The sequence below is a fragment of the Acidithiobacillus ferridurans genome, assembly GCF_003966655.1.
Classification (GTDB): Bacteria; Pseudomonadota; Gammaproteobacteria; order Acidithiobacillales; family Acidithiobacillaceae; genus Acidithiobacillus; species Acidithiobacillus ferridurans.
Window position 1 is genome coordinate 1,677,152 of sequence record NZ_AP018795.1, and the last position, 13,803, is coordinate 1,690,954.

General features: G+C 59.4%; 11 protein-coding genes. 2 read left to right on the forward strand and 9 right to left on the reverse strand.

The genetic code is table 11. The annotated features are described in order from the left end of the window. Nucleotides 1-3: 3 nt before the first annotated feature. From AFERRID_RS08720 to AFERRID_RS08760, 9 genes are all read right to left on the reverse strand, one after another. On the reverse strand, nucleotides 4-1,479 hold the full coding sequence (locus AFERRID_RS08720; protein WP_126604948.1) for a protein adenylyltransferase SelO: 1,476 nt from the start codon (nucleotides 1,477-1,479) through the stop codon (nucleotides 4-6). A gap of 3 nt (nucleotides 1,480-1,482) precedes the next feature. Next, nucleotides 1,483-3,741, reverse strand: coding sequence for an ATP-dependent Clp protease ATP-binding subunit ClpA (gene clpA, locus AFERRID_RS08725; RefSeq protein ID WP_126604949.1), 2,259 nt, complete (start codon nucleotides 3,739-3,741; stop codon nucleotides 1,483-1,485). A gap of 3 nt (nucleotides 3,742-3,744) precedes the next feature. Further along, a complete protein-coding gene (gene clpS / locus AFERRID_RS08730) occupies nucleotides 3,745-4,053 on the reverse strand; it encodes an ATP-dependent Clp protease adapter ClpS (protein ID WP_113526848.1) in 309 nt (102 codons plus the stop codon). Between the two features lie 176 nt (nucleotides 4,054-4,229). Continuing rightward, nucleotides 4,230-5,006, reverse strand: coding sequence for a peptidylprolyl isomerase (locus tag AFERRID_RS08735; protein ID WP_113526847.1), 777 nt, complete (start codon nucleotides 5,004-5,006; stop codon nucleotides 4,230-4,232). Nucleotides 5,007-5,021: 15 nt separating this feature from the next. Further along, entirely contained in the window at nucleotides 5,022-5,633 is a 612-nt protein-coding gene (locus AFERRID_RS08740; protein WP_126604950.1) for a DJ-1 family glyoxalase III, read from the reverse strand. A 138-nt stretch (nucleotides 5,634-5,771) separates the two neighbouring features. Then, nucleotides 5,772-7,220 (reverse strand): S41 family peptidase, encoded by a 1,449-nt coding sequence (locus AFERRID_RS08745; RefSeq protein ID WP_126604952.1) that lies wholly within the window; start codon nucleotides 7,218-7,220, stop codon nucleotides 5,772-5,774. A gap of 63 nt (nucleotides 7,221-7,283) precedes the next feature. After that, nucleotides 7,284-8,696, reverse strand: coding sequence for a murein hydrolase activator EnvC family protein (locus AFERRID_RS08750; RefSeq protein WP_126604954.1), 1,413 nt, complete (start codon nucleotides 8,694-8,696; stop codon nucleotides 7,284-7,286). A gap of 3 nt (nucleotides 8,697-8,699) precedes the next feature. After that, a complete protein-coding gene (gene gpmI / locus AFERRID_RS08755; RefSeq protein ID WP_126604956.1) occupies nucleotides 8,700-10,229 on the reverse strand; it encodes a 2,3-bisphosphoglycerate-independent phosphoglycerate mutase in 1,530 nt (509 codons plus the stop codon). A gap of 67 nt (nucleotides 10,230-10,296) precedes the next feature. Next, nucleotides 10,297-12,783 (reverse strand): glycogen/starch/alpha-glucan phosphorylase, encoded by a 2,487-nt coding sequence (locus tag AFERRID_RS08760; protein WP_113526842.1) that lies wholly within the window; start codon nucleotides 12,781-12,783, stop codon nucleotides 10,297-10,299. 143 nt (nucleotides 12,784-12,926) lie between these two features. On the opposite strand from AFERRID_RS08760, the gene AFERRID_RS08765 reads away from it, so the two are divergent. Both AFERRID_RS08765 and AFERRID_RS08770 read left to right on the forward strand, forming a co-directional pair. Beyond that, entirely contained in the window at nucleotides 12,927-13,376 is a 450-nt protein-coding gene (locus tag AFERRID_RS08765) for a host attachment protein (RefSeq protein WP_113526841.1), read from the forward strand. A gap of 33 nt (nucleotides 13,377-13,409) precedes the next feature. Continuing rightward, on the forward strand, nucleotides 13,410-13,796 hold the full coding sequence (locus AFERRID_RS08770; RefSeq protein ID WP_126604958.1) for a rhodanese-like domain-containing protein: 387 nt from the start codon (nucleotides 13,410-13,412) through the stop codon (nucleotides 13,794-13,796). The last annotated feature ends 7 nt before the right edge of the window (nucleotides 13,797-13,803 follow it).

Consider the following 13,803-nt stretch of genomic DNA (forward strand, 5'->3'; position numbering starts at 1 on the left):
GCGCTACGTCCCGCAAAAGGTTTTGAATGGCCCGAAATCCTCGGGAGCGGGCTGGGCATAGCTCTCCAGCCCCGGACGCTCCGTGAAGGGCTGTTCCAGCACGGCGAGCAGCGCTTTGAACGGGGTGAGGTCCTGATCCTGCGTAGCGGCGGCCAGGGCTTCCTCGACTTTGTGGTTGCGGGGTATGTAGAGCGGATTGACCTGATCCATTGCCTTGGCGCGCGCCTCCGCGGTGGTGTTTTCGCGCGCCAGTCGGGCCTGCCATTGCGCCAACCAAAGATCAAACGGCGCCGGGTTGGTAAAGTGGGCGCGGACCTGCGCCGGATCACCGTGCACTGCCGCTGACAAACCGCGGAAGACCTGTGTGTAGTCGGCATTCTGGCCTTCCATGGCGGACAAAAGAGCTTGCGCCAGCGCGAGATCGCCGTCCTCCGCCGTGGCCAGGCCCATTCTGGCGCGCATGCCATCGAGCCAGTGGCGGGTGTAGAGCGTAGGAAACTCGTTGATCTGCTCGGTCAGCAGGCGCACGGCCTCATCGGGGTCGGGGTGAACCAGATCAATCAGGGTTTCGGCGAAGCGCGTGAGATTCCACTGCGCAATCAATGGTTGGTGGGCGTAGGCATAACGGCCCTGCGCGTCGATGGAGCTGAAAACGGTCTCCGGATCGTAGTGATCCATGAAGGCGCAGGGGCCGTAATCGATGGTCTCGCCGGCGATACTCATGTTGTCTGTGTTCATCACACCGTGAATGAAACCGACCAGCATCCAGCGCGCGATCAGGGCTGCCTGTGCGGCGGATACCGCCGCAAACAGCTCCAGATAGGGATTGTCCGCACTTTTCAGGGTGGGGTAGTGGCGGGCGATGGTGTAATCAGCCAGTTGTTTGACCCGGGCGTTTTCGTTGCGTGCGGCAAAAAACTGAAAGGTGCCGACGCGAATATGGCTGGCGGCGATGCGGGTGAGGATGGCGCCGGGGAGCGATGTTTCCCGACGGACGGTTTCCCCTGTCGTGACGGCGGCCAGCGCGCGGGTCGTGGGTATGCCCAGCGCATGCATGGCTTCGCCGATGACATATTCGCGTAGCACCGGCCCCAGTGCCGCCTTGCCATCGCCGCCCCGCGAAAAGGGCGTGCGACCAGAGCCTTTCAGTTGCATATCCCGGCGCCGACCATGGCGATCGACCAACTCGCCGAGCAAGAGGGCGCGGCCGTCCCCCAGTTGCGGAGAGAAGTGGCCGAACTGATGACCGGCATAGGCCTGGGCCAAGGGCAGCGCGCCTTCCGGGACCTGATTCCCGGAAAAAATGGCGGCACCCAGTTCATCGTCCAGCGTGGCACTGTCGAGCCCCAGCTCCTCCGCCAGTGCCTGGTTCAACAGCAGCAGTCGGGGCGCTGGTGCCGTGGCCGCCTGCCAGGGGGCGTAAAAACCCTCCAGATCGCGCGCATAGCTATTGTCAAAACGGAATAATGCCTTATCCATTCGTCAGTCTTGATGCACGGGCACCGGTATTTCCAGTTTCACCTCACCGTTCTCCAGGCGCGCGGTGATTCGCGTGCCCTTGGGTAGGTCGCCAAAGAGGATATGCTCCGCCAGCGGCTTCTTCAGGTGTTCCTGAATCATCCGCGTCATCGGCCGTGCGCCCATCTGCGGGTCGTAGCCCTTGTCCGCCAGCCATTGCCGTAGTTCAGCGCTGATTTCCAGGCTATAGCCTTTTTGCAGCAACTGCTCGTCCAACTCCATGACGAACTTGTCCACCACGTGTAGCACCGTCTCCTTAGAGAGCGGTGTGAAGGGTACGACGGCATCCAGGCGATTGCGGAACTCCGGCGCGAAGACCCGGCGGATGGTCTCCATTTCCTGCCCGCCATCACTCTGGGGGGCGTTCATGAAACCAATATTCGCTTTGCCGCGCGCCTCAGCCCCCGCATTGGTGGTCATGATCAACACCACATTGCGGAAGTCCACCGTGCGGCCGCCGGCATCTGTCAGCTTGCCGTGATCCATCACTTGCAGGAGCACATTGAAGATGTCCGGGTGTGCCTTCTCAATCTCATCCAACAACAGCACCGCATGTGGGTTACGGCTCACCGCCTCTGTCAGTTGTCCAGCCTGATCATACCCGACATATCCTGGCGGTGCCCCGATGAGTCGCGACACCGTATGCCGTTCCATGTATTCACTCATGTCGAAGCGCAGTAGCGGAATGCCGAGCAGGCTGGCCAACTGCCGACTGAGCTCGGTCTTGCCCACGCCGGTCGGGCCGGAGAAGAGAAAACTCCCCACCGGCTTTTCATGGTGGCGCAGGCCTGCCCGTGCCATTTTGATGGCCGCGGCGAGTTCGTGGATGGCCTTTTCCTGACCAAAGATGACAAATCCCAGATCCCGCTCCAGATTCTTCAGGGCCTGCCGGTCATCGGTAGAGACGCTCTTACCCGGAATACGTGCCACTCGGGCGACCATCTCTTCGATGTCATGCACACCGATGCTCTTCTTGCGTCGGGAGGCTGGCAAAAGCGCTTGCGCGGCGCCCACCTCGTCGATGAGATCAATGGCCTTGTCGGGTAGATGACGATCGTGGATGTGCTTGACGGACAGCTCCACCGCCGCGCGCAACGCCGTATCGGTATAACGCAGGCCATGATGCTGCTCGAATTGTCCCTTCAGTCCGCGCAAAATCTGCACAGACTCTTCCTGAGAGGGCTCCGGCACGTCAATTTTCTGGAAGCGGCGGGTTAGCGCGCGATCCTTCTCAAAATACTGGCGGAACTCCTGATAAGTGGTCGCCCCGATACATTTCAGTTCACCGGAGGCGAGAGCCGGCTTCAGCAGATTGGAGGCATCCATGGCGCCACCCGAAGCGGCTCCGGCGCCGATCAGGGTGTGAATCTCGTCGATGAACAGGATGCTGTTGGGTTTTTTGCGCAGTGCCTTCAGCACCCCTTTCAGGCGTTCTTCAAAGTCACCTCGGTAGCGAGATCCGGCGATCAACGCCCCCAAATCCAGGGCATAAATCGTCGCGTTTTCCAGCATCTCCGGCACTTTTCCAGCGACAACAGCACGCGCAAGACCCTCGACGATGGCGGTTTTCCCGACCCCAGGTTCACCGACGAAGAGGGGATTGTTTTTCCGGCGCCGTGCCAGCACCTGCAGGGCCCGGATCAACTCCTCCTGGCGTCCGATCAGCGGGTCCAGCCGTCCGGCCCGTGCCATGGCGTTGAGGTTGCGCGCATAAACTGCGAGCGGATCCTTGCTGTCTCCCTTCTTCTCCGTGGTGCGCTCGACTTCCTCTTCTTCCTCATCCATGACTTCATCCTTGCGCACGCCGTGCGCCAGAAAATTGACCACATCGAGTCGTGTCACATGTTCTTTCTGCAGGAAATAAACGGCGTGGGATTCCCTTTCGGCGAAGATGGCAACAATGACATTGGCCCCCGAAACCGCTTCCTTACCCGCCGACTGCACATGGTAGAGGGCGCGCTGAATGACCCGTTGAAAACCTATGGACGGCTGGGTATTGACGGTGCCCGCTGGACCCATGGCGGGCACTTTGCGTTCCAGAAACTGCCGTAGTTCCACAGACAGATGGGCGCGGTCGGCGCCACAGGCGCTGAGCACATCCATACCGTCGGGGTTGTCCAGCAGGGCCAGTAGGAGATGTTCCACGGAGGCATATTCATGTCCATACTGGCGAGCAATCTGGAAGGCTTGGTTGATGGACTGTTCCAGGGGTTTGTCGATCATGGTTTACTCCTTTTCCATGATACAGCGCAGTGGATGCTGGTGTTGCCGTGCGTCGGCGGTGACCAGGGCCACCTTGGTTTCCGCGAGATCATAAGGAAAAATCCCGCACAATCCCTTACCCTGCTGGTGGACGGTCATCATCACTGCCACCGCCTCATCATGGGGCTTATGAAAATACGCTTCAAGAATATGCACGACATAGTCCATGGGCGTGAAATCATCATTTACCAGTAGTACCCGGTACATGCGGGGCTCCTGTGCCTGCGGTTCGCGCTCCAGGATGGTACTGCGACGATGTTGCGTTCTACCCATGACCTACACTCCATAATGTTTGTTGTTCGCCGTCATTGTGGCGCCTGCCTTTTGCGCTGGCAAGGTATCCCATGAGGCAGTTCCGTATCAGCCGGTTCTTCGAAGGTGGGGGCGGTGGGCGGTAAAAAAAGCGCCGGGGAGATTCCCGGCGCTTTTTGTTGGGGCGATACCCAAAATTACTTGGTGATATTGATCTTCGCCTGGCTGCGCAGGTTGGAGACGAACTTGGCGGCCTCCTGCTGCTGCAGTTGCGCCTTGATGCGATCCTTCATGGCGCTTAGTGTCGGGGGGGTCAGGGCACGCGTTGCCTGCACCTCGATCACATGGTAGCCGAACTGGGTCTGCACCGGGCCAACGGGCTTGTCGATAGGAGCTGTCTCAATGGCCTGAGCGAAGGGCGGAACGACCATACCGGGGACAATCCAACCCAGCTCGCCACCATGAGCGGCGCTGGCCTTGTCGATGGAGTATTTTTCCGCCAGAGCGGAGAACTTCTGACCGGCCTTGAGATCGCCAATGATCTTGTCGGCCTCGGTCTTCGTCTTCACCAGGATGTGCCGCACTTCAAATTCCTTCTTGCCCATGGCCTGAACGAATTTGTTGTAGGCATTCTGAATATCGGTTTCCGGAATGGGGTGCCCTTTCACATACTGTTCGACCGCCGCATCGGCCAGAATCTGACGTTTGGCCATGGCTAAGCGTTCTTTCACGTCAGCGGACTGGCCTAGCTTGTGACTGACGGCGTACTGCGAAAGCACTTCCATGTTGACCAGATTCTGCACCACCTGCTCGCGGGCATTGGGCTCCTTGGCGAGCGCCGGGCTCATGGACATGATGGCCTGCACCTCGCTGTTATCAATGGTGGCGCCATTGACGGTGGCGACGGGGGCAGCAAAAGCGGGTATAGCAAAAGCGCTGACAGTGGCAGCAAGAATGACCACGCGAAGTTTCATAAATTTTCCTTCAGGTTAAGTGATGCTGACCCTATTATCCATAGTGGCGGACAAAGGGGAAGTCTCCGGGGTGCTACGTTGCAGTGGTGCCTCCGTTTCCTGACGTTTTTCAGGACCGAGGAGGAATTCCACCAGGGTAAGGGCAAAATCCATGGCCGTACCGGGTCCGCGGGATGTGATCAGGGGACCGTCGACCACTACGGCATCTTCCCGGTAGGTATAATCCCGGCTCTGCGGATCGAGGGTACCGGGATATGCGGTGACCTGACGGCCATCGAGCAGGTGATGGGCGGCTAGCATGCCGGGTGCGGCACAGATGGCGGCTATGATCTGCCCCTGCCGGGTTCGTTCCTGCAGAAGCCCGAGGAGCGGCTGATGCTTTGCCATGCGCTCCACACCCCCGATCCCACCAGGAAGCAGGATCACATCGATATCAGCGTCGGCCACATCGGCCAACAGTGCGTCTGGTTGCAGGCACAGCCCCCGTCCACCGGTGACCAAGCCGTTTTCCAGGCCGGCGAGGACCACTTGCAAACCCGCCCGCCGCAGGATATCGCAGGAGATCACTACCTCCATGTCCTCAAAACCATTCGCTACGGGGATCAGCACCTGTATCGCAGAAGTCACCGGCGCTTAGCTCCTTTCGAGAAAAAATACATCACCGCCTCCCCACTGACCAATCGGGAAATCACGTTGGATTGGACCACGTTGGCGCAGAATTTATCCATATGCAATGCATATCAGAACAAAATGGTGCTGGCCGGATCACTGTCCCACTGCCTTCGGAAGGGGGATCACCATGGGGACGCTATGCCCCTTTTCCTGCACCGGGACCGCTTGGTTTTGCAGAATGGCGAGCGCTTCGCGCAGAGGATAATCCTTCACCAAGTTCGGTTTCAAGGTGCTGCTGGCGGCTATGGCTTCGTCTGCCGCCGTGGATTCGGAAGCGTCGGTCGGTGTCGCCACCGTGGCGGAAGCCGGCAGGGCGATGGTATATCGGGGTGTAGCCTTGCGGCACTCGTCCGGCGCTTTCAGCACGCCATGTAGTTCCGACTCCTTCAGGAGATCCGCATCCAGTGCGCGCAGCCGCGCATTGGATGGCTGCACCTCGATGTTGGGGACGATGCCCTCGCTCTGGATGGAGCAGCCTGCCGGGGTGTAATAAAGTGCCGTCGTCAGTTTGAGGGCGCCGCCGTTGCTCAGTGGTATCACCGTTTGTACCGATCCCTTGCCAAAGGTGCGCTGACCCATGATCAGGGCGCGGTGGTCATCCTTGAGCGCGCCGGTAACGATTTCCGCCGCCGAAGCCGAGCCGCCATTGATGAGTACGATCATGGGGGCGCCGTGGAGATAATCGGGTCCGTGGGCGGAGAAACGCATGTCGCTGTCGTCGGTGCGCCCTTTGGTATAGACGATCAGCCCTTTGTTGAGGAAGGTGTCCGCTGTTTCGACCCCTGCTCCGAGCACGCCCCCCGGATTGTTGCGGAGGTCAAGGATCAGACCTTTGAGGTGCCCGCCAGCTTCCTGCTCCAGATGCTCCACCGCCTTGCGGGTTGCGCTGCCGGTGTTTTCCTGAAACTGACTGATGCGGATGTAGCCATAACCAGGCGCCAGCATGGCAGAACGTACGCTCCGCACCTTGATGATGGCGCGGGTGAGGGTCAGAGTCAGGGGTTGCGCCTGATGCGGCCGCAAAATAGTCAGGGTTACCTGTGTTCCGGGTTTGCCACGCATCATGTCCACGGTTTTCTGCAGAGGGATGCCCTGCAGGGCCTTATGGTTGATTTTGACGATGATGTCGCCCGATTCGATACCAGCCTTGGCGGCCGGCGTACCGTCAATGGCGCTGATGACCTTGAGCACGCCACGCTCGCCGGTCACTTCGATGCCCAGCCCGCCAAACTTGCCGTCGGTGAACACCTGCATTTCTTTGAATTCTTTAGGCGTCAGATAGGCGGAATGGGGGTCCAGGGCGCTGACCATGCCGTTGATGGCGCCATTCATCAGTTTTTTGTCGGAAGTGGGGTCGACGTAATGAGATTTGACGATCCCGAAGACCTGGCTAAAGGTTCGGATCTGTTCCAGAGGGATACTATCCTGATCCTTTGCAGCATGAACGGTGACGGCAAAACTGGCGCTGACACCCAGAACGAGCCCGACGCTGACGCCCAGCAGGATACCGGAGCGCGGCTTGGGGAAGCGGGGAACGGACATAAGATAAGTCTCCAAAAGTGTGGGTCCAGCGCAGGACGCTTGGCTGAACCGGCAGCATGATTCTCAGTTATGGATGTAATCCAGCGGATTGACCGGGCGGCCAGCATTCCGCATCTCGAAATAGAGACCATCGTTCCCCAGTTCGCCGCCGCTGCCCACGCTGCCGACCTGGCGTCCGGTAGAAACCTGCTCTCCAACGTGGACATCGGTAGCGCCCAGGTGCCCGTATATGGACAACAAACTATGTGCGATCTGCACGATGACAATCTGTCCATAGCCTCGCAAAGGCCCCGCATAAAGTACCATGCCCGGCGCGATGGCGCGAACCTTCGTCCCTACCGGGGCCTGAAAGGTGATACCCTGCCAGTCGAGTCCGCCAGTCACCCGGGGTGCGCCGAAACGCGCGGTAACCGGACCGGTTACCGGCGGGGGGTAATTACCGTGCCCGACGATGGGGGTTGTGGGCAATGCGGGAGCGGGGGCGATCACCGGCGGACGAACTACGGTGGTGGGTGGCTGCTTTTGTGCATTCGCCGCACGTTGAACCTGTCGTGCCCGCTCTGTTTCCTGCGCCCGCAGCGCCCGCTGTTCCGCTTGCCTTTCCTGGGCCAGATGATGTTGCGCGGCAGCTGCCCGTTGCGCGGAGATTGCCGCCGCCCGACGGGCCGCAGCGGCGGCAGCGGCCTTGCGTCGTGCTTCGGCGGCAGCTTTGGCGCGGGCGACTTCTTCCTGATGACGGAACTGAACCGTCAGACGGCTCACCAATCCATTGAGAATATTGGCATTCGCCTGTAATTCTGCGATCTTGGTCTTGTCGGCGGCAATGCGGGCTGCAAGCTGGTTTTCCAGTGCGGCGTGAACCTCACGCTGTTGCCGGAGCGTTTGTTCCTGCGCACTGACCTGTTGCGCCAACTGAGCGAGATGGGTTTCGTGGATTTGCACCTCGTGCCGAGTCTTCCGTATCTGTTGCGCGGTGCCTTGGGTTTTGACGATCAGTGCGCTGCGCGCCCTGGCCAGAGACTCATAAAAGACGCTCATGCGCCCCAGTTCTCCGGGGCGTTCCGTTTGCAGCCAGACGGCCAGTGGGGTAACTCCGCCGAGCATGTATGCGCCGCGAAGCTGCCGGGCGAGGATGCCTTTCTGTTGACTCAGTTCCGCCTGCAGTGCATGGATTTTTACCCGCAGTTCGGCCAATTGTGCCTGTGCCGAGTGTTGTTGCTGCTGGATTCCGGCCAGCTTTTTTTGCGTCGCAACAACCCGCTGATCGAGTGCGCTGATTTCTACGCGCAGTTGCGCCTGGGTTTTCTGCCCCGCCGCGAGATGCGCCTGTATCTGCCCTAGATTCTCGTGTATATGCTCCAGTTTTTTCTGGCTATTTTGTATTTTTTCCTGAAGCGTTGCCGCTCCCGCACCGGCCGGGAGGAGCAAGATCAAGGCAAGCAGCGCGCCGACGCGGGGACGGGACAGAAGGGGCATGGGTCAGAGGAACTGCACCAGGTTTTTGCCGCCCATTTCAGGGGGCACCGGCAAGTCCATGAGCCGGAGCAAGGTGGGCGCCAGGTCCTCCAGCGCCCCCCCGGATAGGATCTCTGCAGGGCGTCCGATGTAGAGCAGGGGCACCGGGTTACAGGTATGAGAGGTGTGCGCCTGGCCGCTCCCGACATCCAGCATCTGCTCGACATTGCCATGATCGGCTGTGATCAGCGCTTCGCCGCCTACGGCGCGCACGGCGCTGACAATACGCCCGAGGCTGCGGTCTACCGCTTCGACCGCAGCAATGGCGGCGGCCAGTTTACCACTGTGGCCGACCATATCGGGATTGGCGATATTGCAGATGATGGCATCGTACTGGCGACTTTCAACGCGGGCGACCAGGGCATCGGTCAGTTCATTCACGCTCATTTCCGGTTGCAAATCGTAGGTGGTGACCTTGGGAGACGGAATCAATACGCGATCTTCGCCGGGGAATATCCGTTCGTCACCGCCACTCAGGAAAAAGGTGACATGGGCGTACTTTTCGGTTTCGGCAATGCGCAACTGATGCAGGCCGAATTGGGATATCCATTCGCCAAAGGTATTTTTCAGACGAGCGGGGGGGTAAGCGACCCGTGCATCAAAATGCTCACTGTATTCTGTGAGGGTGACGAAATCTGCGAGTCGGGGTTTGACCTGTCGGGCGAAGCCGTCGAAGTCTGCCTCGACAAAGGGCCGGGTGATCTGGCGGGCGCGATCGGAGCGAAAGTTCATGAATAACACCGCATCGTGATCGCCGATGCAGGCGGGGTTGGCACCAATCCACGATGGGGCGACAAACTCGTCGCTTTCGCCACGGAGGTAGGCGGCAGCAAGCGCCTCTAAACCCGTGGCATAGTGCTCCCCCTTACCGAGGGTAAGCAGATCATAGGCCTGCTGGATCCGATCCCAGCGGTGGTCACGATCCATGGCATAAAAACGGCCGATCACCGAGGCCAGAGCGCCACCGTAGGTACTTATCTCGGCATTCAGTCGTTTCAGAGATGACTCCGCGCCGCGTGGCAGGGTATCGCGGCCATCCAGAAAGGCATGCACATAGACTCGTTCAGCGCCCCGGCCCCGCGCCAGACGTAGCGCGGCGAGGATATGTTCTTCGTGAGAATGCACCCCACCCGCTGAAAGCAGGCCCAGGATATGGACGGCACCGCCCTGAGCCCCGGCGGCATCCACCGCTGCACAGAGGGCGCTGTTGGAGTAGAAACTGCCGTCGGCGATGGCAAGATTCACGCGCTCGTACTCTTGGTACACCACGCGGCCTGCTCCGATATTGATATGCCCGACTTCGCTGTTGCCCATCTGTCCGCCGGGAAGCCCCACAGACGCCCCGGAAGCGTTGATGAGACCATGGGGATAATTTTGCCACCAGCCATCCCAGTTTGGCGTGCGCGCTTGGGCAATGGCGTTATCTTCAGAATCCTCCCGGTAGCCCCATCCATCGAGGATCAGGAGCAACACCGGACGTGGTTTTTGAATCATCAGTTTCCTCTGCACAGCGAACGCACCCCGTTAATGATGCGCATTAGAACAGATCAGGCGAATGCTGTCATGGGGTCATGACCAGAGGTGTGAGGTGCCAGATGTCCGCGTTGTACTGAGCAATGGTCCGGTCGCTGGAAAAAATCCCGCTCGCCGCAGTGTTGAGAATGCTCAGCCGTTGCCATTCGGTCTGATCATGCCAGACATCTGCCGCCTCCCGTTGCTTGACTTTATAGCTGGTGAAATCGGCGAGCACCATCCACGGGTCATGGGGATGGGTGATGGCGTGGACGATGGGGTCGAAAATGCCCGGTTCGAACGCGTTGAAATAGCCGCTCTGCAACAGGTCCATGACCCGTGCCAAATCGTGGTCCGCCTGGATATATAGCTCCGGATGGTAATGCCTGCGCAATTGGCTGACCTCTTCGGCATTCAACCCGAAAAGGAAAAAGTGCTCGGCGCCTACCGCGTCGCGGATCTCGATGTTGGCGCCGTCCAGGGTGCCAATGGTCAGGGCCCCGTTCATCATAAACTTCATGTTGCCGGTGCCGGAGGCCTCCTTGCCTGCCGTGGATATCTGCTCGGAGAGGTCGGTTGCCGCGCAAATCTGCTCCATGAGGGAGACTCGGTAATCCGGTAGAAAGCTCACCCGCAACAAGCCTTCCGTATCCGGATCATGATTGATGACATTGGCGATATTGTTGATGAATTTGATGGTGCGCTTGGCCATGAAGTATCCTGGCGCCGCCTTGCCCGCAAACAGGACGTTGCGGGGAGTCACCTGGTTCGCTTCGCCGCGCTTGATGCGGTCGTAGAGATGGATGACATGCAGGGCATTGAGCAGTTGCCTTTTATATTCATGGACGCGCTTTACCTGCACGTCCACCAGGGCATCGGGGATGAAAGTGACGCCGGTATGCTGATGCACCAGTGTCGCCAGCCGTTCCTTGTTGGCGCGGCGTACCTCCGCCCAGCGCTTGCGGAACTTCGCATCGTCCGCTGCCGGCTCCAGATCCCGCAGCCGTTCCAGGTCGTGCTTCCAGTCCGGCCCGATGCGCTCGGTAATAAGATCGCGGAGCCCGGGGTTGGCCCATTGCAACCATCGTCGCGGTGTCACCCCATTGGTTTTGTTGTTGAATTTCGTCGGCCAGAGGTGGTGGAAGTCGGCGAAAAGATCCTCACAGAGGAGCTTGGTGTGCAGTGCCGCAACCCCGTTTACCGAGAAGCTGCCTACCACGGCGAGGTGCGCCATGCGCACCATCTGCTCGTCGCCTTCTTCGATGATGGACAATCGTTGCAGCAGGCCGGTGTTGCCCGGTGCGCGCCGTGCCACTTCCTGCAGAAAACGTGCGTTGATTTCCATGATGATTTCCAGCAGGCGCGGGAGGAGCTGCCGGAATAAACGCACCGACCACCGTTCCAGTGCCTCGGGCAGCAGGGTGTGGTTGGTGTAGGCCATGGTATGGCTAGTGATGTCCCAGGCTTCCTCCCAGCTCAGACCGTGTTCATCCATCAACAGGCGCATCAGTTCCGGCACGGCACAACTGGGATGGGTATCATTGAGTTGGAAACAGTGATGTTTGGCAAAATTGCGGAAATCTTCACCGTGGATGGCAACCCAGTCCGCGACCACATCCTGAAGGCTCGCGGAAGCCAGGAAATACTGCTGGCGCAGGCGCAGTTCCTTACCGTTTTCACTGCTGTCATTGGGATAGAGCACCATGCTGATGTGCTCGGCGTTGTTTTTGGCGGCGACGGCTTCCGGGTAGGCGCCGGCGTTGAATTCGCCGAGATCAAAGATGTCGGTGGCCGTCGCCCGCCAGAGACGCAGGGTATTGACCACCTCATTGCGATAACCGGGGATGGGAATGTCGTAAGGTACGGCAAGCACGTCGTGGGTGTCGACCCAACGCTGATGGAACCTCCCCTGGGCATCGTGATATCCGTCGCTGCGCCCGAAAAAGTGAACGCGGCGTATCCGTTCCGGTCGTTTCAGCTCCCAGGGGCACCCATTCCTCAGCCAGTGGTCAGGTTCCTCCACCTGCTCGCCCCCGCGAATTTCCTGACGGAACATGCCGTAGCTGTAGCGAATGCCATAACCCGTGACCGGCAGACCGAGAGAGGCGCAGCTATCGAGAAAGCAGGCTGCAAGACGGCCCAGCCCACCGTTACCCAGACCAGCGTCGGGCTCAAGTTCCATGATGTCCACCAGCTCGCGATGCTCCCAGGTCAACGCCTCGCGCGCCGCGTCTTCCAGACCCAGGTTCAGCAGGGTGTTGCCCATGGCTCGCCCGAGCAGGAACTCCAGAGAAAGGTAAAAGGTGCGCCTGCCGCTTTCGGCGGCCACCTTTTTCTGGGTGTTTTTCCAACGTTCGACCAGGCGGTCACGCAGGCTCATGGCCAGCGCCGTATAAACGCTGTTGACAGGCTCCGCTGTTTCTTCGGCGCCCAATGTGCGCAGCAGATAATGGCAGGTGTCCATGCGCAGACGGAGGGCGTCCATGCCCAAGGGCGGTAGGGGGCAGGCGGTTTTGCTGAGGGGTTGGGAGGGCACTGTTGGAGATTCCTCAAGGACAGATAGCAGACGGGTCCATCATAGAATGATTCTACAAATCAGGGAAGAAAAAACCGTTGCTTGTTTTTTATCATTGCCGTATCCATCTATGTCAGGGATCATTCGAAAAAGGAGAATGTGAGATGGCTACGGTGACTTGGGTACTGGTGAGTAACGCCGCAGAGGCGCGCCTCTTTAAAAGTGAGGGCTGCAATACCGGGCTGCATCTGGTACAGGATTGGCAGCATCCCGACAGCCGCAAGCACCAGGACGAACTGGTGACGGATGCGGGAGGGCGCGTTCAGCAGAGCTTCGCTGCGGGAGCACGGCCTGGTATCGAATGGCAAACCAGTCCTAAGGAGGCGGAAATGCTGCATTTCGCCAATGAGCTGGCGACCTATTTGGGCGCGGCGCGAAAGCAGAATGCTTTCCAACACCTGGTGCTCGTCGCTTCTCCGCATATTCTGGGTTTGCTGCGCGAAAAACTGGATGCACCCACTAGCGCAATGATTTCAGGCACCTTGAGCAAGGATTATACTTATGTCGGTATCGAGGAGCTCAGTAAGCATCTCGCCGAAGTCATGTGTCCATGAGGGCGGGCCGCTTTTAGTGCGATGGGGAAGGTCATGGGGAAATCTCTTGCAGACTTTATACGGGCGGCGCGCCATCAGATTCGCGAAATAGACTGCGATACGTTGGAGGACTGGCTGCGGAGCCGGGACGATGTGCTGGTGGTGGATGTCCGGGAGTCCAGTGCCTTTCTGGAGGGGCATCTGCCGGGCGCTATCCATGTGCCTCGCGGTTATCTGGAGGCACTGGCGGACCCCGATTACGGCCATTGCCATCCGGAGTTGGCCGCTGCGCGCGATGGGGTCGTTGTCCTTTACTGTGACAGCGGAACACGTTCGGCGCTGGCAGCGGTGACCTTGCAGGAGATGGGCTTCACCGAAGTCTATAACCTTGGTGGCGGTATTAATGTCTGGGATGCCGAGGACAAGCCGGTCGTTTCCTGAGCCAGCA

Coding starts and splice junctions, on each gene's coding strand:
- AFERRID_RS08745 (WP_126604952.1), bottom strand. CDS start 7,220: ATGTCCGTTCCCCGCTTCCCCAAGCCGCGCTCCGGTATCCTGCTGGGC.
- AFERRID_RS08765 (WP_113526841.1), top strand. CDS start 12,927: ATGGCTACGGTGACTTGGGTACTGGTGAGTAACGCCGCAGAGGCGCGC.
- AFERRID_RS08720 (WP_126604948.1), bottom strand. CDS start 1,479: ATGGATAAGGCATTATTCCGTTTTGACAATAGCTATGCGCGCGATCTG.
- AFERRID_RS08735 (WP_113526847.1), bottom strand. CDS start 5,006: ATGAAACTTCGCGTGGTCATTCTTGCTGCCACTGTCAGCGCTTTTGCT.
- AFERRID_RS08750 (WP_126604954.1), bottom strand. CDS start 8,696: ATGCCCCTTCTGTCCCGTCCCCGCGTCGGCGCGCTGCTTGCCTTGATC.
- clpS (WP_113526848.1), bottom strand. CDS start 4,053: ATGGGTAGAACGCAACATCGTCGCAGTACCATCCTGGAGCGCGAACCG.
- AFERRID_RS08770 (WP_126604958.1), top strand. CDS start 13,410: ATGGGGAAATCTCTTGCAGACTTTATACGGGCGGCGCGCCATCAGATT.
- clpA (WP_126604949.1), bottom strand. CDS start 3,741: ATGATCGACAAACCCCTGGAACAGTCCATCAACCAAGCCTTCCAGATT.
- gpmI (WP_126604956.1), bottom strand. CDS start 10,229: ATGATTCAAAAACCACGTCCGGTGTTGCTCCTGATCCTCGATGGATGG.